Annotated in this window: 12 protein-coding genes; 8 read left to right on the forward strand and 4 right to left on the reverse strand. The window is 74.0% G+C overall.

Annotation, left to right across the window (positions count from 1 at the left end; all coding sequences use genetic code 11):
* The first annotated feature begins 183 nt into the window (after nt 1-183).
* The 6 genes from ligA to O7613_RS01615 all read left to right on the forward strand — a co-directional run bounded on the left by ligA (nt 184) and on the right by O7613_RS01615 (nt 11,048).
* On the forward strand, nt 184-2,319 hold the full coding sequence (gene ligA / locus O7613_RS01590; RefSeq protein WP_282291636.1) for an NAD-dependent DNA ligase LigA: 2,136 nt from the start codon (nt 184-186) through the stop codon (nt 2,317-2,319).
* 140 nt (nt 2,320-2,459) lie between these two features.
* Nucleotides 2,460-5,201 carry an EAL domain-containing protein gene (locus O7613_RS01595; protein WP_282291637.1) on the forward strand — a complete coding sequence of 914 codons (2,742 nt, stop codon included), beginning with the start codon at nt 2,460-2,462 and terminating at the stop codon, nt 5,199-5,201.
* A gap of 107 nt (nt 5,202-5,308) precedes the next feature.
* Nucleotides 5,309-5,614, forward strand: a complete 306-nt coding sequence (gene gatC / locus O7613_RS01600; RefSeq protein WP_091063838.1) for an Asp-tRNA(Asn)/Glu-tRNA(Gln) amidotransferase subunit GatC — start codon at nt 5,309-5,311, stop codon at nt 5,612-5,614.
* Entirely contained in the window at nt 5,611-7,086 is a 1,476-nt protein-coding gene (gene gatA / locus O7613_RS01605; RefSeq protein ID WP_281584556.1) for an Asp-tRNA(Asn)/Glu-tRNA(Gln) amidotransferase subunit GatA, read from the forward strand. The genes gatC and gatA overlap by 4 nt, the downstream gene beginning before the upstream one ends.
* A gap of 11 nt (nt 7,087-7,097) precedes the next feature.
* Nucleotides 7,098-8,594 carry an Asp-tRNA(Asn)/Glu-tRNA(Gln) amidotransferase subunit GatB gene (gatB, locus tag O7613_RS01610; RefSeq protein WP_281584555.1) on the forward strand — a complete coding sequence of 499 codons (1,497 nt, stop codon included), beginning with the start codon at nt 7,098-7,100 and terminating at the stop codon, nt 8,592-8,594.
* A gap of 105 nt (nt 8,595-8,699) precedes the next feature.
* Nucleotides 8,700-11,048, forward strand: a complete 2,349-nt coding sequence (locus O7613_RS01615) for a pyruvate dehydrogenase (protein WP_282291641.1) — start codon at nt 8,700-8,702, stop codon at nt 11,046-11,048.
* A 551-nt stretch (nt 11,049-11,599) separates the two neighbouring features.
* On the opposite strand, the gene O7613_RS01620 is transcribed toward O7613_RS01615, so the two are convergent.
* The 3 genes from O7613_RS01620 to O7613_RS01630 form a co-directional block, all read right to left on the reverse strand.
* Nucleotides 11,600-13,225: a metallophosphoesterase gene (locus tag O7613_RS01620; protein ID WP_282291643.1), complete on the reverse strand. Its 1,626-nt coding sequence runs from the start codon at nt 13,223-13,225 to the stop codon at nt 11,600-11,602.
* A 53-nt stretch (nt 13,226-13,278) separates the two neighbouring features.
* The gene (locus O7613_RS01625) at nt 13,279-14,454 is read right to left on the reverse strand and encodes a PQQ-dependent sugar dehydrogenase (RefSeq protein WP_281584552.1); all 1,176 of its coding nucleotides are present in this window, start codon (nt 14,452-14,454) and stop codon (nt 13,279-13,281) included.
* 102 nt (nt 14,455-14,556) lie between these two features.
* Entirely contained in the window at nt 14,557-16,362 is a 1,806-nt protein-coding gene (locus tag O7613_RS01630; protein ID WP_282291644.1) for a SpoIIE family protein phosphatase, read from the reverse strand.
* Between the two features lie 143 nt (nt 16,363-16,505).
* Between O7613_RS01630 and O7613_RS01635 the strand changes: the two genes are divergently transcribed.
* Nucleotides 16,506-17,432, forward strand: a complete 927-nt coding sequence (locus O7613_RS01635; protein ID WP_282291645.1) for a 2-hydroxyacid dehydrogenase — start codon at nt 16,506-16,508, stop codon at nt 17,430-17,432.
* On the opposite strand, the gene O7613_RS01640 is transcribed toward O7613_RS01635, so the two are convergent.
* Nucleotides 17,426-17,812 (reverse strand): PH domain-containing protein, encoded by a 387-nt coding sequence (locus tag O7613_RS01640; protein ID WP_282291646.1) that lies wholly within the window; start codon nt 17,810-17,812, stop codon nt 17,426-17,428. The two genes, O7613_RS01635 and O7613_RS01640, sit on opposite strands and share 7 nt — an antisense overlap.
* Before the next feature lie 236 nt (nt 17,813-18,048).
* Here O7613_RS01640 and O7613_RS01645 point away from each other — a divergent pair, with 236 nt between their 5' ends.
* Nucleotides 18,049-20,322: a GGDEF domain-containing phosphodiesterase gene (locus tag O7613_RS01645; RefSeq protein ID WP_282294450.1), complete on the forward strand. Its 2,274-nt coding sequence runs from the start codon at nt 18,049-18,051 to the stop codon at nt 20,320-20,322.
* The last annotated feature ends 88 nt before the right edge of the window (nt 20,323-20,410 follow it).

Genomic DNA, 20,410 nt, shown 5'->3' on the forward strand with positions numbered 1-20,410 from the left:
CCCAGCGCCGCCGCCGCGATCGTCGCACGTCCGGCGCCCGCCGGCTCGGCCGGCGCGTCGCACGCCGTCGAGACGCCGGTCGCCTGATCAGAGCCGGTGGCCGGACGGTTGTCACCCCCGACCGCTACGGTTCTCGGGTAGCGCGAGCACGGGAGGTCGACAGCGGTGTCCGAAGACGGCAGCGTGTCCGAAGAAGCGGTTCCCCTGACGATCGACGCCGCCCAACAGGCGGCGGCCGGGGCCGAGCCGACCCCGGAGGCCCGGGAGCGACACGCCACGCTCAGTCAGGAGCTGACCGAGCACCAATACCGCTACTACGTCCTGGACGCGCCGACGATCACCGACGCGGAGTTCGACCGGCAGTTGCGCGAGCTGGAGGCGCTGGAGGCGGAATACCCGGCGTTGCGTACCCCCGACTCGCCCACGCAGCGGGTCGGCGGCACGTTCTCCACCGACTTCACCCCGGTCACCCACGCCCAACGGATGCTCTCGCTCGACAACGCGTTCGCCGACGAGGAGCTGGCCGCCTGGGCCGAGCGGGTCGAGCGGGACGCCGGCGGCCCGGTGCCCTATCTCTGTGAGCTGAAGGTCGACGGGCTGGCCATCAACCTCACCTACGAGAAGGGCCGGCTGGTGCGGGCGGCCACCCGTGGCGACGGGCGCACCGGCGAGGACGTCACGGCGAACGTGCGCAGCATCGAGGGGGTGCCGGCGCGGCTGACCCCGGCCGACGACGTCCCCGAGGTGCCGGAGATGCTCGAGGTGCGCGGCGAGATCTACTTCCCGGTGGCCGCGTTCGCCGACCTCAACGCGAGCCTGGTCGAGCAGGGCAAGGCGCCGTTCGCGAATCCGCGCAACGCCGCCGCCGGCAGCCTCCGTCAGAAGGACCCTCGGGTCACCGCCTCCCGGCCGCTGCGTCTGGTCGTGCACGGCATCGGGGCCCGCGAGGGCTATCGCCCGGCCGCGCAGTCCGAGGCGTACGCCGCGCTCCGCGCGTGGGGGCTGCCGACAAGCGACCGCTGGAAGGTGGTGGACGACCTGGCCGGCGTGGCCGAATACATCGCCTACTACGCCGAGCACCGGCACGACGTCGAGCACGAGATCGACGGCGTGGTGGTCAAGGTCGATCCGGTCTCCATCCAGGGCCGCCTCGGCTCGACCAGCCGCGCGCCACGCTGGGCGATCGCCTTCAAATACCCGCCCGAAGAGGTCAACACCAAGCTGCTCGACATCGACGTCAATGTGGGGCGCACCGGCCGGGTCACCCCGTTCGCCGTCCTGGAGCCGGTCCGGGTGGCCGGTTCCACGGTCGCGCTGGCCACCCTGCACAACGCCCGCGAGGTCGAGCGCAAGGGTGTGCTCATCGGTGACACGGTGGTGCTGCGCAAGGCCGGCGACGTCATCCCCGAGGTTCTCGGCCCGGTGGTCGAGCTGCGTCCGGCCGACGCCCGACCGTTCGTGATGCCGACCACCTGCCCGGCCTGCGGCACGCCGCTCGCGCCGGCCAAGGAGAGCGACGTCGACATCCGCTGCCCCAACTCCCGCAGTTGCCCGGCGCAGCTGCGGGAACGGGTCTTCCACCTGGCCGGCCGCGGCGCCTTCGACATCGAGGTGCTCGGCTACAAGGGCGCCGCCGCGCTGCTCGACGCCGGGATCATCGCCGACGAGGGCGACCTGTTCGGTCTCGACGCCGAGCGGTTGAGCCGGTCGCCGTTCTTCGTCAACAAGGACGGCACGCTCGGCAGCAACGCCACCAAGCTGCTCGACAACCTCGCCGTGGCCAGGGAACGCGAGCTGTGGCGGGTGCTGGTGGCGCTCTCCATCCGGCACGTCGGACCGACCGCGGCCCAGGCGTTGGCCCGGCACTTCCGTTCGGTCACCGCGATCGAGGAGGCCGCGGAGGAGGAGTTGTCCTCGGTGGACGGCGTCGGCCCGACGATCGCCGCGAGCATCAAGGAGTGGTTCGCCGTCGACTGGCACCGCGACGTGGTGCGCAAGTGGGCCGAGGCGGGCGTACGGATGGCCGAGGAGGCGGGCGAGGAGGGGCCGCGACCGCTCGACGGGGTCACCGTGGTGGTCACCGGCACGCTTGCCGGGTTCAGCCGCGACCAGGCCGCGGAGGAGATCCAGAGCCGGGGCGGGAAGGTGACCGGGTCGGTCTCCAAGAAGACCGGCTTCGTGGTGGTCGGCGACAACCCGGGCTCGAAGGCCGACAAGGCGGCCACGCTGAAGCTGCCGATCCTCGACGAGGACGGGTTCCGGGTGCTGCTGGAGTCCGGCCCGGAGGCGGCCCGGGCGGTGGCCCGCGTGGAGGGGTGACCAGCGCCCGCAGCCGGATACCAACTTAATTACGACTGCCACCTATTCGTGACTGTCGCGCCGGGCAAAGCCGGTCGGAGGGCGTTTCATTGGCGTACGGCGCGTGACGACGCGCGCCGGGACCGTTCCCGGGAGGTGCGATGGCGACCGGCGACCCGCGCAACTCCGTCCCGCCGGGGCGGAGCGGGCCGTTCTTCGGCTTCGTCGGCGCGGTCGGCCTTGTCGCCCTGCTCGTCTCGATCGGGCCGCTGGCCGGGCTTCCGGGTCGGCTGACCGAGCTGCCGGTCGCGTTCTGGACGATGGCGGCGCTCGCCGTGGCCTGCGACGCCCGTCCGTTCGTCCCGCCCGGCCGGCGGCAGACCTCGGCGGTGTTCCCCTCCACCTGCTTCACCTTCGCCATCCTGCTCGGCTGGGGGCTCGGCCCGGCGGTGGCGGTGCAGGCCGTGGCCGTGGCCGTCTCCGGTTGGCGGCTCGGCTACGCCGCCTGGCGCACCGCCTTCAACGCCGCCCAGTACGCGTGCGCGCTCGCCGCCGCGTACGCGGTCACCCGGTTCGGCCCGGGCGAGCTGTTCGGCGGCGGTCGGCTGCACTGGACCGACGTGGCGGCGGTGGGCGGCGCCACGGTGGCCTGGTTCCTGGTCAACTACGGCCTGGTCAACACCGCCATCCGGCTGCGGTTCGGGCACCGGTGGTGGCCCGCGGTCCGGCTCGGACTGGCCTACGAGCTGCTCTCCACCGGTTCGCTGCTGTTGCTCGCGCCGGTACTGGTGGCCGCCGCCGCGACCAGCGCGGCGCTGATCCCGCTGGTGTTGGTGCCGCTCTTCGCGGTCTACCGGATGGCCCGGCTCTCCGACGAACGGGAACAGCTCGCCGACCTCGACCCGCTGACCGGGCTGCCGAATCGCAAGGCGCTGCTGACTGAGGTGGCCGAGCAGGTGCACCTGCACGCCGAGCGGGCCGCCCGGGGTGAGCCGGACGCCCACCTGGCCCTGCTGCTGCTCGACCTCGACCGGTTCAAGAACGTCAACGACGCGCTCGGGCACGCGGTCGGTGACCGGCTGCTGGTCGAGGTGAGCGCCCGGCTGATCGACGTCGTCGACGACGGCGAGCTGGTGGCGCGGCTCGGCGGCGACGAGTTCGCCATCGTCGTACCCCGGTTGGCCGGCGTCGGGGCGGCGCGGGAGCGGGCCGACCTGGTGGTTGCCGCGCTCGCCGAGCCGGTGCCGCTGGACGGGCTGCCGCTCGACGTGGGCGGGTCGATAGGCGTCGCGCTCTTCCCCGAGCACGGCGAGGACTTCGCCACCCTGATGCGGCACGCCGACGTCGCCATGTACGACGCCAAGCAGCGCAACGACACCGTCGCGGTGTACGCCCCGGAGTCCGACCACAACTCGGCCGAACGACTGAGCCTCCTGGCCGACCTGCGCCGGGCGCTGGAGTCCCCGTCGCCCGGCGAGCCGGTGGGCGTCCGCGGAGGTGACGGCGCCGCGCTGACGCCGGACCTGCCCACCGCCCGGCCGGCCCACGACGGGCGGGCGGTCCACGACGGGCGGCCGGTCCACGACGGGCGGGCGGTCCATGACGGGCGGGCGGTCCACGACGGGCGGGCGGTCCACGACGGGCGGCCGGTTCGCGAGGGCCCGCCGGTTCGCGATCACGGTCGGGACGGGGTGCGACCCGCCGACGCTCCGGCCCGGTGGCGGTTGCGGTGGCGGCGGGCCCGGGTCGAGGCGCGGACCGACGACGAACTGATCGATCGGATCCTCACCGGCGCCGACCCGATCCGGCGCCGGTCCGCGCGTACCGGCGTTCCCACCGGCCCGGTACGGCCCGGCAGCGAGCCGGCCCCGGTGGCGGCGCCGGTCCCCGACGCCGCATCCGCCCTGGTGGCCGTGCCGGCCGTGGACGCCGCGCCGGCCGTGGACGCCGCGCCGGCCGTGGACGCCGCGCCGGCCGTGGACGCGTCGTCCGCGCCGGGCGCGCACGCCGCGCCCGCCGCCCGAGCGTTCCCCGTCGCCGGTGCGACAGGCGGCGTCGGCGGTGTGACAGGGGATCGCGCGCAGGTGCGCGAGATGGAGGACCCGGGCGAGATCACCATGTACTACCAGCCGCAGATCGCCATCGCGACCGGCGAGGTGGTCGGCGTCGAGGCGCTGCTGCGCTGGCGGCACCCGCGCCGGGGGATGGTCGATCCGGGGGAGTTGATCCAGGTCGCCGAGCAGAGTGCGGTCATGCGGCTGCTCACCCGCCGAGTGGTGGACGACGTGGTGGAGCAGCTCGCCAAGTGGTTCGCGGCCGGGCTCCCACTGCGCGCCGCGCTCAACGTCAGCGTCCGGGACCTGCACACCGGCGAGATCGCCGACCAGATCGCCGACCGGCTCGCCCGGTACGGGTTGCCGCCGGAACGGCTCCAGGTAGAGATCACCGAGGGCGCGCTGATGGCCGACCCCCGGCGGGTGCTCGCAAGCATCACCCAGTTGCACCGGATCGGGGTCGGTATCGCGCTCGACGACTTCGGCACCGGCTACTCGTCGTTGCAGCACCTGCGTCGACTCCCGCTGTCCGAGGTGAAGGTGGACCGGTCGTTCGTGTTGGGGATGGCCGACGACCCGGACGACGCGGCGATCGTCCGCTCGATGATCGAGCTGGCCGGCGCGCTCGGGCTGCGGGTGGTCGCCGAGGGGGTGGAGGACGAGCGCACCTGGCGGCTGCTGCACGCCGCCGGCTGCGACGTGGCGCAGGGTTGGTTCCACGCCCGGCCGATGCCGGCGGAGGAGCTGATCACCTGGCTGTCGCGGTACCGCCCGATCCACCCGGCGCCGGTGGAGGGCGAGGGCCAGGGCGGGCCGGAGGCGGAGGGGGAGTCGAAGGCGTCGACGTGACGGCGGGACAATAGACTCGCTCCGGTCACCACGCGTTATCGTTCACCGTCGTACGCGCGGCCGGCACACCGCAGACGTCTCTCAGACAGCCACGAAGGGGGCACCCGATGGCCGCCATCTCCCGCGAGGAGGTCGCGCACCTCGCGCGACTGTCGCGGCTCGCCGTCACCGAGGAGGAGCTGGACACCTTCGCCGGCCAGCTCGACGTGATCCTCCAGTCGGTCGCGCAGGTCGGCGAGGTCGCCGCGGCGGACATCCCGCCGACGTCCCACTCGGTGCCGCTGACCAACGTGCTCCGCGAGGACGTGGTGACGCCGAGCCTGACCCCGCAGGAGGCGCTGTCGGGTGCGCCCGACGCCGAGGAGCAGCGGTTCCGCGTCCCGCGGATCCTGGACGAGGATGTGGCGTCATGACCGACCTGACGAAGATGACCGCCGTCGAGATCGCCGGCCTGGTGGCGAACGGGGAGACCTCCGCGGTCGACGTCACCCGCGCCCACCTCGACCGGATCGGCGCCGTCGACGACCGGGTGCACGCGTTCCTGCACGTCGACACCGAGGGCGCGCTCGCCGCCGCGCGGGCCGTGGACGAGCGCCGGGCCGCGGGCGAGGAGTTGGGCCCACTCGCAGGCGTGCCGGTCGCCGTCAAGGACGTGCTCACCACCAGGGGCGTGCCGACCACGGTCGGGTCGAAGATCCTGGAGGGCTGGCGCCCGCCGTACGACTCGACGATCGTCGAGCGGCTGCGCGCCGCCGGCACGGTGATGCTCGGCAAGACCAACATGGACGAGTTCGCCATGGGCTCCTCCACCGAATACTCGGCGTACGGGCCGACCCACAACCCGTGGGACCTCGACCGGATCCCGGGCGGCTCCGGCGGTGGCAGCGCCGCGGCGCTCGCCGCGTACGAGGCGCCGCTGTCGATCGGCTCGGACACCGGCGGCTCGATCCGCCAGCCCGGCGCGGTCACCGGCACCGTCGGCGCCAAGCCCACCTACGGCGGCACTTCTCGATACGGGCTCGTCGCGTTCTCCTCGTCGCTCGACACGCCCGGCCCGTGCGCGCGTACCGTGCTCGACGCCGCGCTGCTGCACCAGGTGATCGCCGGCCACGACCCGCGCGACTCCACCTCGATCCCGGCCCCGGTGCCGGACGTGGTGGGCGCGGCGAAGCTGGGCGCGGGCGGTGACCTGACCGGCGTCAAGCTCGGCGTGGTCACCGAGTTCACCGGCGAGGGCGCCGAGCCGGGCGTGATGGCCGCGTTCCGGGAGTCCGTGGAGGCCCTGGCCAAGCTGGGCGCCGAGATCGTCGAGGTGTCCTGCCCGCACTTCTCGTACGCGCTGCCGGCCTACTACCTGATCGCGCCGAGCGAGTGTTCCTCCAACCTGGCCCGGTTCGACGGCGTCCGGTTCGGCCTGCGGGTCGGCGACGACGGCAACCGGTCGCTGGAGGAGGTCATGTCGCTGACTCGCGAGGCCGGCTTCGGGCCCGAGGTGAAGCGCCGCATCATGATCGGCACGTACGCCCTCTCCTCGGGCTACTACGACGCCTACTACGGTCAGGCGCAGAAGGTGCGCACGCTCATCACCCGCGACTTCACCGCCGCGTTCGAGCAGGTGGACGCGCTGATCTCGCCGACCACCCCGTTCGTGGCGTTCCCGATCGGCGCGCGCACCTCGGATCCCTACCAGATGTACCTGGCCGACCTGTTCACCATCCCGACGAACCTGTACGGCGGCCCGGCCATCTCGGTGCCGTGCGGGTTGTCGGACGGGCTCCCGGTCGGCCTGCAGATCATGGCTCCGACCATGGCCGACGACCGGATGTACCGGGTCGCCGCCGCGCTGGAGTCGACGGTCGGCACGTTCACCCCACCGGCACTGTGAGGCAGGAGCAGATGACGACGACACTGCCCGCGTACGACGAGGTCGTCGCGCGCTACGAACCGGTGATCGGCCTGGAGACCCACGTCGAGCTGGGCACGAACACCAAGATGTGGTGCGGCTGCCCGACCGACTTCGGTGGCGAGCCGAACACCCGGGTCTGCCCGGTCTGCCTGGGCCTGCCCGGCTCGCTGCCGGTGGCCAACAAGGCGGCCATCGAGGCGACCATCCGGATCGGGCTGGCGCTGAACTGTTCGATCGCCGAGTGGTGCCGGTTCGCCCGGAAGAACTACTTCTACCCGGACATGCCGAAGAACTTCCAGATCAGCCAGTACGACGAGCCGCTGTGCTTCGACGGTTACCTGGACGTCGAGGTCAACGGCGAGCTGGTGCGGATCGGCATCGAGCGGGTGCACCTGGAGGAGGACACCGGCAAGACGCTGCACGTCGGCGGCGCGACCGGCCGGATCCACGGCGCCACCGAGTCGCTCGTCGACTACAACCGGGCCGGCATCCCCCTGGTGGAGATCGTCACCAAGCCGATCCCCGGCACCGGCGCGCTCGCCCCGGAGATCGCCCGGGCGTACGTGGCGGAGCTGCGCGACGTGGTCCGCTCGCTCGGTGTCTCGGACGTGCGGATGGAGGAGGGCTCGCTGCGCTGCGACGTCAACACCTCGCTGAACCTGCCGGGCGAGGAGTGGGGCACGCGCACCGAGACCAAGAACGTCAACTCGCTGCGCTCGGTGGAGCGGGCGGTCCGGTCGGAGATGCTGCGCCAGGCGTCGGTGCTGGACGCGGGTGGCCGGATCGTCCAGGAGACCCGGCACTTCCACGAGGACACCGGCGACACCACCTCGGGCCGGTCCAAGGAGACCGCCACCGACTACCGCTACTTCCCGGAGCCGGACCTGGTGCCGCTGGCGCCGGACACCGCGTGGGTGGCAGAGCTGAAGGCCGCCCTGCCGGAGCTGCCGCGGCTGCGCCGCAAGCGGATCCAGCAGGAGTGGGGCCTGTCCGACCTGGACATGGAGTCGGTGGTCAACGCCGGTGCGGTCGAGCTGATCGAGGCGACCGTGGCTGCCGGGACCACCCCGGCGGCGGCCCGGAAGTGGTGGCTGGGCGAGCTGTCCCGCCGCGCCAACGAAACGGGCGTGGAGCTGGCCGACGTGGGCGCCACCCCGGCGCAGGTGGCGGAGCTTCAGGGGCTTGTCGACGCCGGCAAGCTCAACGACAAGCTGGCCCGTGCCGTGCTGGAGGGCGTGGTGGCCGGCGAGGGTTCGCCGACCGAGATCATGACGAACCGCAACCTGGAGGTGGTCTCGGACACGGGCGCGCTCACCGCCGCCGTGGACGAGGCGATCGCCGCCAACCCCGAGATCGCCGACAAGATCCGCAGCGGCAAGGTCGCGGCGGCCGGCGCGCTCGTCGGCGCGGTCATGAAGACCACCCGTGGCCAGGCCGACGCGAAGACCGTCCGCGAGCTGATCCTGGAGCGCCTCGGCGCTGCCTGACAAGTGTTAAAAGGGGCCCCCGCCTATGCAGAATGCGTTAAGCGGGGGCCCCGCCTTACCCCCACCCCAACAGGGCGTCAACGGCGACGCCCGGATGGAGTCACCGTGAACGAGCACGTCCTCGACGAGATCCAGCGCCGGGTGCTCTGGCTCGCCACCCGCATCGTCGACGCGGCCAACCACGACCGGGACACCGGCGACGGGGTGAAGGTCGGCGGCCACCAGGCGTCGAGCGCGTCGCTGGTCACCGCGATGACCGCGCTCTGGTTCCAGCACCTGGACGCCGAGGACCGGGTCGCGGTGAAGCCGCATGCCTCCCCGGTGTTCCACGCCATCCAGTATCTGCTCGGCAACCTCGACCGGTCCTACCTGCCGAAGCTGCGCGCCCGCGGCGGCCTCCAGTCGTACCCGTCACGCACCAAGGACCCCGACGAGGTGGACTTCTCCACCGGCTCGGTCGGCCTGGGCGCCGCCGCGCCGCTGTTCGCCGCCGTCACCCGCCGCTACGTCGACGCGCACTTCGGCGCGCGTCCGCACTCCCGGTTCGTCGCGCTGATCGGCGACGCCGAGCTGGACGAGGGCAACATCTGGGAGGCGGTCGCCGACCCGGCCACCACCGGGCTGGGCAACGTGATGTGGCTCGTCGACTTCAACCGGCAGTCGCTGGACCGGGTCGTGCCCGGGGTGCGGATCAACCAGTGGCGCGGCCAGTTCGAGGCGGCCGGCTGGCACGTCGTGGAGGTCAAGTACGGCCGCCGGCTCGCCGAGGCGTACACCCGGCCGGGCGGCGCGGCGCTGCGCGACTGGATCGACCTGATGCCCAACGAGCAGTACCAGTCGCTGTTCGGGCTGGCCGGTCCGGAGCTGCGCACGCAGTTCCTGGACGGCGCGCCGGCCGGGGTGGCCGCGTTCGTCGCCGACATCGGCGACGACGAGCTGGGCCCGCTCGTCACCGACCTGGGCGGGCACGACGCGCAGGCGATGCTCGACGCCTACGCCCAGTGCGACGCGGTCACCGACCGGCCCAGCGTGGTCTTCGCGTACACGGTGAAGGGCTGGGGCCTGCCGATCGCCGGGAACCCGCGCAACCACTCGGCGCTGCTCAGCACCGAACAGGTGGACGCGCTGCGCGCCGCGAACGGCCTGACTCCGGAGACCGAGTGGGACCGCTTCGACCCCGCGTCGGCGGCGGGCATCCGGGCCGGCGAGCGCCGGGAGGCGCTGTCCCGCCCGCCGCGCGAGCGGGCGCTGGGCGTCACCGTTCCGGAAACCACGAGGGTACGCGTCAACAAGCCGGTCTCCACCCAGGAGGTCTTCGGCCGGGTGCTCGTCGACCTGGCCCGGGACCCGCAGGTCGCGCCCTACCTGGTGACCACTGCGCCGGACGTGGCCACCTCGACGAACCTGGCCGGGTTCATCAACAAGACGGGCGTGTTCGCGCCGACCGAGCAACGGTCGTGGACCTCCGACCGGATGCTGCGCTGGACGGAGAGCCCCGCCGGGCAGCACATCGAGCTGGGCATCTCCGAGATGAACCTGTTCCTGCTGCTGGGTCAGCTCGGCCTGTCGTGGGACCTGTCCGGCCAGCCGCTGCTGCCGGTGGGCACGGTCTACGACCCGTTCGTGCTGCGCGGGCTGGACGCGTTCCTCTACGGCACCTACTCGGGCTCCCGGTTCGTGGTGGCCGGCACCCCGTCCGGCATCACGCTGGCCCCCGAGGGCGGCGCGCACCAGTCCACCATCACCGCCTCCGTCGGCCTGGAACTGCCGGGGGTGACGTTCCTGGAGCCCGCGTACGCCGGCAGCCTCGACTGGCTGCTCTGCGACGCGCTCGGTCAGATCGCCGGCGGCGGCGCGCCGGCCGCGACCGCCGCGCCGGCCGAGGACGGGGCGTACTACTTCCGGCTCAGCACCCGGCCGGTGGACCAGGCGCCGTTCGAGGCGGCCCGGGCCCGGCTCGGGGACGCGGTGCTGCGCCGGCAGGTGGTGGCCGGCGCTTACCGGCTGGTCGACGCGCACCAGGCGTACCCCGATCTCGCGGACGCCCCGGTGGTGCAGCTCGCCGCGTCCGGCGCGGTGCTGCCCGAGGTCCTGGCCGCCGCCGCGGAGCTGGCGGAGGAGGGCGTCGCGGCGCACGTGGTGGACGTGACCAGCCTGGACCGGCTCTACCGGGCGTGGCAGCGGACCCTGCGTCAGGGCGTGCGGACCGCGACCGTGCCGAGCGTGCCCGGCGCGCTGCGGTCGGCGTTCGCCGACCGGGTGCCGGTGGTCACCGTGCACGACGCGGCCTCGCACGCGATGGCCTGGCTCGGCTCGGCGGTCGGCGCTCCGGCGGTGCCGCTCGGGGTGGACGAGTTCGGTCAGTCCGGCAGCGTGCGCGAGCTGTACGAGCTGCACGACCTGCTGCCCGGCAGCATCGTCAACGCCGCCCTCGCGGCCTTGGCGCTGCGCTGACCCGCCCGCCCCGCCAGCCTGGCCCGCCCGGCCCACTCCGCCTGCGCAGACCACCGTGCGGCCAGTCCCGGAAAGCGAGAACGCGCCCTTGATCGACTCCATTTCGGCGAAGTGGCGGGGTTGCGGGGCCGAGATACCGCCATCTCGCCGAAGTGGAGTCGATCAAGGGTGAAACCGACCCGGCCGATTCGGGAGCTGGGCCGGGTCGACGCCGGAGTCCTGGTACGCGAGCGGCCTCAGCGGGGGCGGCTGCCGGGCGCCGGGTGGTCCGCCGGGGCCGCGCGGCGCAGATTACGCAGCGCAACCTTGACGTGTGATTACTGAGAGTAAGGACACTGCCTCGGGCGGACGAAGGGTCTTCGGTGCCTTTGCTCTGCAGCCACATCCGCATCATCGCGCTGAGCTGTCTCTATAGAAGCTAACCCATTTATGGTGTCGGGCCGATTGGGTGACGCTGGGTGCCTGCTGCGTGGATGGCTGCAGAGCAAAGGCGCGGACGAGCCCTCCTCCGCTCGAACGCGTATGTTACTCAGGGTGATGGTGTGTGGGGGTCAGCCGGTGGTGGTGGGGGTCGGGCTCGTCGCGTTCGCCGACGGGGACGGCGACGGCGACTCCGGCGCACCCCGGGTGGGCGTCGGGGTGACCGGCACCTCGTCGCCCTTCGCCGGGTCCCGGATCACGTGCCGTTCCAGGTTGACCTGCGACTGCCCGGTGCCGCCCACGGTGATCTCGTCGTACGCCTGGAGCAGCTTCTGCTCGTCGAAGTAGAGCACCGTCATGGTCAGCGGGGTGGGCTTCTCGCCCTCCAGCCCGCGCAGCCCGGCACCGCCGGTCGAGCCCTCCACCATCAGCGTCGTCGGTTGCTCCCCCGGCACCTGCGGCAGCTTCGACACCTGCCGGGCGTGCTTGTGCCCGGAGAGCACCAGCGGCGTGATGCCGGAGAGCGGCCCGGCCGACGCCGGGTCGTGCACGAGCGCGATGTCCACCTTCCGGGGTGACTTCTCGACCGTGGCGGCGAGCTGCTCACCGGCGCCGATGACCTGGTCCGCGACCGCCGCGGTGAGGCCGCTGCCGGCCGGTGAGGTCTCCTTGTCCGGGGTGAACCGGGGGTCCCCGATGCCGGCGATGGTCAGCCCCGCCACGGTCGTGGTCGAGTTGTCGAGCACGACCGCGTTCGGCTGCTGGGCCACCACCGCGGCGGTGCGCGGCGAGTCGTGGTTGCCACGGATGTAGACGTACGGCTTCTTGAGCAGGCCGATCGAGCCGACGTAGGACGCCTCCGGCTCGCTGCCCCAGTCGGTCAGGTCACCGGTGTCGATCACCACGTCGATGCCGAACTGCTCGACCACCGTACGGATCAACTGCCAGCCGGTCGGGTTGAGGTGCATGTCGGAGACGTGCAGCACCCGCGTGGTGCCGGGGGACGGCTGCACCACCGGCAGCGAGGAGACGGTGGTGTAGAGCTTGCTGACGTTGCCGACCAGATGTTGGAGCTGCTCGGCGTACTTGGTGTAGTCGTCGGCGATCCGGCGGGCGTCACCGACGATCGCCGGCGCGTTGACGAGCAGCCCCTCGTACCGCGGCTCCTCGATCGCCTGCGGGCGCACGGTGGCCGCGGCGAGGCCGAGGCTGCCGGCGGTGACGGCGAGGGCCAGCCCGCCGGCCCAGGCGGTGCGCCGGACGTCGCGGAAGACCAGCCCGGCCAGGATCAGGGTGGCCAGCACCGTCGAGGCGAGCGTCTTCAGGCCGAGCCGCATCACCCCGGCGCGGACGTCCTCCACCGCCGACTGGCTGGCCCGGCTGATGCTCGCGGGATCGCCGAGCAGCGCCTCGGTGCGCCCCTGGTCCAGTGAGCCCACCTTGACGGTCAGGTACGCCGGCCCGGTGTGGCTGTCCAGCAGCAGCGCGCCCAGCGGCGGGATGTCGACGGTGGTCCCGCCGTTCAGGGACGGGCTGAGCGTCAGTTCGGCCCGGAACGGGCCGATGTCGGTGCCGACGTGGCCACCGGCGTACGTGCCGACCACGATGCCGCCGAGCGTGACCGCGAGCACGGCCAGCACCACGCCCACCCGGCGCAGGCGGGGGCCGGGCCGCCACGCCGGGAAGCGGCGGGCACGCCCGGTGGCCGGGGACTTCGGGTCTCCGGCGCGCTGCTCTTCGTTCTCCTGGCCGTCCATGCTGAGATTCTGCCTGCCCGTTGGGTGATCTTGGCAAACCTGCCGGAAGTGGATCAGCTCCGGCCCGCGCCGCCGTCGGCGAAGACCAGGCGCAGGAGCCGGTCGTCATCGGCCGCCGGCTTGCCCCGGCCGTCCCGGTTCGAGGTGCTGACCCAGATCGAGCCGTCCGGCGCCGCGGTCGCGGCACGCAGCCGACCGTACCGGCCGGTGAGCAGCTCACGCGGCTGGCCGAGGACGGTCCCGTTGTCGGCCAGCTCGACCAGCCACAGCCGCTGACCGCGCAGGCAGGCGGTGACAAGCAACCGCTCCACCGCGGCCAGGCCGGAGCAGGAGGCGTCACCGGTGCGCCACTGCACGATCGGGTTCACGTAGCGCGCGTCCTCGCCGCGTCCCTCGACCTGCGGCCAGCCGTAGTTGCCGCCCTTGTTGATCTGGTTGATCTCGTCCCAGGTGTTCTGGCCGAACTCCACGGCGTACATCCGCTTGTCCGGCATCCAGGCGAAACCCTGCACGTTGCGGTGCCCCGACGACCACACCGGGGAACCGGCGGTCGGGTTGCCCGGGGCCGGCTTCCCGGCCGGGGTGATCCGCAGGATCTTGCCGCCGAGGCTCTTCGGGTCCTGGGCGTTCTCGGTGCGCCCGGCGTCCCCGGTGCTCGCGTAGAGGAAACCGTCCGGGCCGAAACCCAACCCGCCGCCGTCGTGGTTGCCGGCCTTGGGGATGCCGGTGAGGATCGGCGTCGGCGCCTGGCCGAGTTGCAGCTTGGCGATCCGGTTGTCGTCCTCGGCCGTGTAGTAGACGAACACCGTGCGGTCCCGGGCGTATCCGGGGGACACGGCGATGCCGAGCAGACCGCCCTCACCGCCGGCGGCCACCCCGGGCACCGTCTGCACCGGCCGCACGGCGAGCCCGTCCGGCCCGGACTCCGGGCCGACCTGGAGGATCCGCCCGCTGTCGCGTTCGGTGACGAGCGCCGCGCCGTCGGGCAGGAACGCGATCGCCCACGGCACCGCCAGCCCTTTCGCCAGCACCGTAGCCACGACCTGCTGGTTGGCCCCGCCGGAACTGGCCGCGCCCGACGGCGTCGGCAGGTTGGGCGGCTCGCCGGCCGGGTCCGGCTCGGGCTCGCCGAGGGAGCAGCCGGCAACGGCCAGCAGCAGCGCCGCGCCGGACGCCGCCAGCGCCGTCCGGGGGCGGAGGAAGCGAGGGTACGTCAGACGCGGGCTCACCCGACCCAGCGTAGCCGGACGCGCCGACGGACCGGCGGTGCCGGAGGCCGGTACGTCATCCGGGCGCCTCTCGACGGCGCCGCGCGGTCGGCTGTTCGGCGGTCAGCCGGCCCGCAGGGCGAGCACGGCGACGTCGTCCTCGCGTCGGTCCGCGGCGGCGAGGAGGCGGTCGCAGAGAGCGGCCAGCGGGACCTGCGGTCCGTCGGCGGCGAGCCGCTCGACAAGTTCCGCCTGCCCCTCGTCGATCGGCTGGTCCCGGCGTTCGATCAGCCCGTCGGTGTGCAGCAGCAGCGTGTCGCCCGGCGCGAGGGTCACCGTCCGCCCGGTACGCCGGGGCGGTCGGGCCAGGCCGAGCAGGGGGCCGCGACCCTCCGCCGCCGACACCGTGCCGTCGGCCCGGATCAGCAGCGGCGGCGGGTGCCCGGCGTTGCACCAGCGGACCCGCAGCCCGTCGTCGGCCGGGCGAACCCGGGCCAGCACGGCGGTGGCGACCGTGGGCACCCGCAGCCCGCCGATGGCCCGGTCGAGGTTGGCCACCAGATCCTCGACCGGATCGTCCCGCCCGTACGCGTTGCCGCGGACCAGGTTGCGCAGCTGGCCCATGGTGGCGGCGGCCTCGATGTCGTGGCCGGCGACGTCGCCGATCGCGGCGACCAGCTCGCCGTCGGGCTGGACGAAGGCGTCGTACCAGTCGCCGCCGACCTCAACCCGATCCGCCGCCGGCAGGTACCGGGCGGCCAGCTCGATCCCCGGCACTGTCGGCAGCACCGGCAGCATGCTGTGCTGGAGCACCTCCGCGACGTGCCGCTGCTCGCCGTAGAGCCGGCTGTTGCCGACCGCCTGCCCGGCCCGTACCCCGATGTCCTGCGCGGTCCGGAGGTCGCTCGGGTCGAAGCCGCGCCGGCCCGGCCGGTTGACGAGCGTGACGGTGCCGATCACCCGGTCGCCGACGGCGGTGATCGGCACCGTCAGGTGGGAGCCGATGCCGAGCCGGTCGGCGAGCGGCACCAGCTCCGGACGGGTGGTGCCGCGCGCCACGTCGTCGAGGCCGGCGGTGTCGCGCATCACCGGCCGGCCGGTGCGCACCACCGACCGGATCAGCGACTCCGGACCGAGCCCGGTGGTCAACAACTGGGCGAACAGGTTCAGGTCGGCCTCGCGCCCGGGGTCGCGGTGCGCGCCGGAGACGCCGCGAGGCCGCCCCGCTGGATCGACAAGCGTGATCAGGCACCAGTCGGCGAGCAGCGGAACCATGGCGTGCGCGAGACGATCGACCGCGGTGCCCAGGTCGAGCGTGCCGCCGAGCATCTCGCTCATCCCGGCCAGCATGGCGAGCCGGTCGTGCGCCTCCTCGGCGCGGCGGCGGGCCTGCTCGGCGCCGCGGACCGCGATCCGCAGCCGCAGCTCCGAGGAGCAGGCGGCGGCCAGGTCGGCGAGCGTCCGCAGCTGCTCCTTCGTCCAGGCCCGGGGCTTGCTGTCGATCGCGCAGAGCGAGCCCAGCACCCGCCCGTCCAGGTCGGTGAGCGGCATTCCCGCGTACGCCACCACGCCCAGGTCCTCGATGGCGAGGTTCTGCCGGACCCGGGGGTAGAGGCGGGCGTCGGGCAGCACCATCGGGGCCTCGGTGTCGACGACGTGCTGGCAGAACGAGTGACTGAGCGGGGTCTCCCGGCGAGCCGCCCAGGGCTGCGACAACCCGGTCTCGCCGGGGAAGAACTGGCGGTCCGCGTCGACCAGGGACACCAGCGCGACCGGGACGTCGAGCAGGTCGCCGACCAGCCGGGCAAATCGGTCGAACGCCTCATCGGGCTCCGCGTCGAGGCGGGTCTCGTCGAGGGACCGAAGCCGGGCGGGGTCGGTGAGCGCGGGAATCGGCGCCGCCCTCCGCTCCGGGTCGTCCTGGCTCATCGCCCCCCTGCCCTGCGCCGTCGCGACGCCGGCCGGCGTCCCGCCCCCGATTAAACCCTGTCGCACGTGTGTCCGACCCGCGGCGGGGCGTTCGTCACTGCCTGAACGGCGCCGACCTGCGGGTACGGATATCGTCGACGATCGTGAAGGTATGGATCCCACACCCCGAGGGCCACCGACTGCTCGGTGAGCTGCCACCCGACGTCACCGTGGAAGTGCTCGCGGATCCGGCCCGGCTCCCCTCCCCGCCGGCGGACGTGCGGTTCTGGGTGCCCCCCTTCCTCTCCGGCGCGGACGCCGGAGCGCTCCTGGCCGAGCTGCCGGACGTCGAGGTGGTGCAGCTTCTCTCCGCCGGCGCGGACGCCTGGGTCGAGCGGGTGCCCGAGGGTGTGACGCTCTGCGACGCCCGGGGCGTGCACGACTCGGCCACCGCGGAGTGGGTGGTCACCGCGATCCTGTCCGCGCTGCGCGGGTTCGCGCCGCTGGCCCGCGCCCAGGCCCGCCGGGAATGGGCGTACGACGAGGTGGCCCCGACCGACGAGCTCGCCGGCAAGCGGGTGCTGATCGTCGGCGCCGGCTCGATCGGCGCGGCGGTGCGCGCCCGGCTCGCCCCGTTCGAGGTGAGCTTCACCCTGGTCGCCCGCACGCCGCGCCCGGACGAGCAGGTGCACGGGGTGGCCGAGCTGCCCACCCTGCTTCCCACGGCGGACGTGGTGGTGCTGCTGGTGCCGCTGACCGAGCAGACCCGGGGCCTGGTCGACGAGCGCTTCCTTGCCGCGATGCCGGACGGCGCGCTGCTGGTGAACGCCGCACGGGGGCCGGTGGCCCGCACGCCGGCACTGCTCGCCGAGCTGGCATCGGGACGGCTGCGGGCCGCGCTAGACGTCACCGACCCGGAGCCGCTGCCCGCCGACCACCCCCTCTGGGAGCTGCCGAACGTGCTGCTCACCCCGCACGTAGCCGGGTCGGTGCGGGGCTTGTTGCCGCGTGCGTACCGGCTGGTGGGGGCGCAGTTGCGCCGCTTCGCGGCGGGGGAGGAGCTGGCGAACCGGGTGACCGACGGCTACTGATCGGCGCTGTCGTCGTGGGGTAGCGCCTGGCCGGTGGCGGCGATCAGGCGGGGCAGGTCGGTGGCGCGCACCGCGGGCAGCACCAGTGCCTGACCGTCGTCAAGTCGGGCGATCGCCCGGCCGCGGGGACCGCCGCCCAGCTCGGTCACCCGGTCCCAGGGCACCCGTCGTTGCCCGACGAGGGCACGCAGTCGCAGCTCCCGGGCGTCGGCATCGGTGCCGGCCCGCCACACCCAGATTCCGATCACGAGCGGGACGAGCAGCACCCAGAGCAGCCACCAGCGGGCGGTGGCCAGCGGCAGCGCGCCGATGAAGGCGACGATCGCGGCCACCAGGATGGCCTGGTTGTGGCGGAAGTGGACGGTGTCGGCGCGGCTCACCCTCCGATGATCCCACCCGCCCAGCCGACTCTCCCGCCCGGCCGCCGCACGCCGGTCACGTTGGCGTGTGATGGAGGTCACTAGTGGTGTCGCGTCACCCGTCGCGTCCGGAATCGTTTCTAGGCATGGCCGCATCGGTCCCCGCCGATGCAGCTTGCCCACCCCGGGCAACCCGCACGTCGCACCGCAACCGCACCGCCCCGTGCCCCCTCACGAAGGCGACCGCCGTGCTCGTCATGCCTCCCACCGGTCCCCGCCGGTGGCCCCTCCTGCCCGATTTCGCCGCCTCACTCAGCGGCGCGTTATTCCTGCTGGCAGGCATCGCCGGGCTCGTGCCCGGCCCGGCCGCCGCGGCGCTCGCCGTCGCCGGTGGCTCCGCCCTCGCCTGTGTCCGGCTCGCCTGGCTCGCCGGCGTCCCACCCACGCCGGCAGCCACGCGCCACGAGCGCGCGGTGGGCTGGGCGGGCGGCTCGGCGACCGGGCGGCGGGCGCGCCGGGTGGCGCTGTCCCGGCGGGTCGCCGCGATCCTCGACGCCGCCGTCCTGGTCGCCGGCCTCACGGTCGCGGTGCTGCCGCTGAGCGATCGGGCGCACCGGCTGCCGGTCGCGCTCGTCGGGTTGGGCCTCGCCACGCCGCTCTACGCCACGGCCCTGTTCCGCCTGCCCGGCCGTTCCCGGCTCGCCTGTCGCGAGCGGCTGCGTCGGGCGGTCGACGCGCTCGCTCTCGGCGTCAGCCTGGCCTTCGCCGGCTGGATGCTCCTTCCCGCCGGGCCGGTGCCGCCGGCCGGGCTGGTCGCCAGCGTGGGCGGGGCGGCGACGCTCGCCGTGCTGGTGACGGCCGCGCTCGCCGAACGCCGGCGGCGGCCGGGAGCCGCGCGCTGCCACGCCGGGGCCGGGCTCACGCTCGGCGGGTTGGCGCTGCTCGTGGTGCTGCTGGCGTACGACGCGCCGGACCGCGCCCTGTCGGCCGTCGCGCCGCCGGTGCTGGCCGGCGCGCTGCTCACCGCCGCCGGCGCGCGGCGTACCTCGGCCGGGGAGCGACCGCACCGCGGCGCCGCGCCGGCCGCGTGGCCCCGGCTCACCGCGCCGGCCGGCATCGCCGCCCTGGCCGCCGGCGTGCATCTGGGTACGGTCGGGGAGTTCACCCCGGCGGCCATGGCCCTGGGGTTGTCGATCATTCCGCCGATCATGGTCAGTGAGCTGCTGGCCGCGGCCGACCAGCGGCACCGGGTGGAGCGGCTCGCCGCCAGCGAGGAGTGGCTGCGGCGCCTCGTCGGCGGAGGCGGCGACGCCGGTGAGCCGGCGCCGTTGACCCGGGCCGAGCTGGCGCGGGCGTTGCCCCTGCGCAGCGGCGGCGCGCTGCTCCTGGTGGACCTGCACGACGACCTGGCGCCGGCCGGGCCGGTCCTGGCCGAGGTGGGCCGGCGGCTCCGCGCCGGCTGCGGCGCCCACGACCTGGTCGCCCGCGTCGGCGACGCCGGGTTCGCCGTGCTCACCGACCTCGGGCCGGTGCCGGCGTACGCGCTCGGGCACCGGTTGTTGGCCGCGCTCGCCGAGCCGTACCCCGGTCCGGGCGGCATCATGGTCCACGTGCGGGCCAGCATCGGGCTGGCGGAGACCACCGGCGGCGATCCGGAGGACGTGCTACGCCAGGCCGACCTGGCCCGGCGGCGCGCGGTGCAGCTCGGCCGGGACCGGGTCGAGTGGTACGACGCCTACCTGGAGGAGCAGCTGGTCCGCCGGCTGGACCTGGAGCGGGAGCTGCCCGGCGCGGTGGCCCGGGGTGAGCTGGACCTGGTCTACCAGCCGGTGGTGGCGCTCGCCGACCGGCTGCCGGTGGGCACCGAGGCGCTGCTGCGGTGGCGTAGCCCGGCGTTGGGCACCGTGCTGCCGGCGGAGCTGTTGCCGGTGGCGGCCGACCTCGACCTGCTCGGCGAGGTCGGATGGTGGGTGGTGGACCGGGCCTGCCGGCAGCTCGCCTCCTGGTCGGAGGGGGGCCGGGAGCTGTGGATGGCGGTCAACGTCACGCCGCGGGAGCTGGCCGCGACGGACTTCGTGGCGCGGACGGCGACCGCGCTCGCGGCATACGACGTGCCGCCGGAGCGGCTGGTGGTGGAGGTGGCCGAGCCGGCGGTCGGGCCGGAGCTGCCCACCGTGGTGGCTCGGCTCGCCGGTCTGCGGTCGCTCGGCGTCCGCACCGCGCTCGACGACTTCCGTGCCGAGCACGCCTCGCTCGCCCAGCTCCGCCGGCTGCCGATCGACCTGCTCAAGGTCGGCCCGCACCTGGTCGCGCCGGGCGCCGACGGGCAGCGTCCGCTGATCGACGTGGTGGCGAACCTGGGGAGCCGGCTCGGCGTGGAGTTGGTGGTCGAGGGGCTGGAGTCGGACGGCCAGGTGGCCGGCGCGCGGCGGGCCGGCTGCCGGTACGGCCAGGGCTTCGCGCTGGCCCGGCCGGCGACGGCGGAGCGGGTCGAGGCGTGGTTCGAGGAGTTCCCGTCGCCGTCGCGGTGAGGCGTCGCGGTGAGGCGTCGCGGTGCGGCGGCGCGGTGCGGCGTCGCGGTGAAGCAGTGCGGTGAAGCGGTGCGGCGAGGACGGTTCG

The sequence above is a fragment of the Micromonospora sp. WMMD975 genome (assembly GCF_029581215.1).
Lineage (GTDB): Bacteria > Actinomycetota > Actinomycetes > Mycobacteriales > Micromonosporaceae > Micromonospora.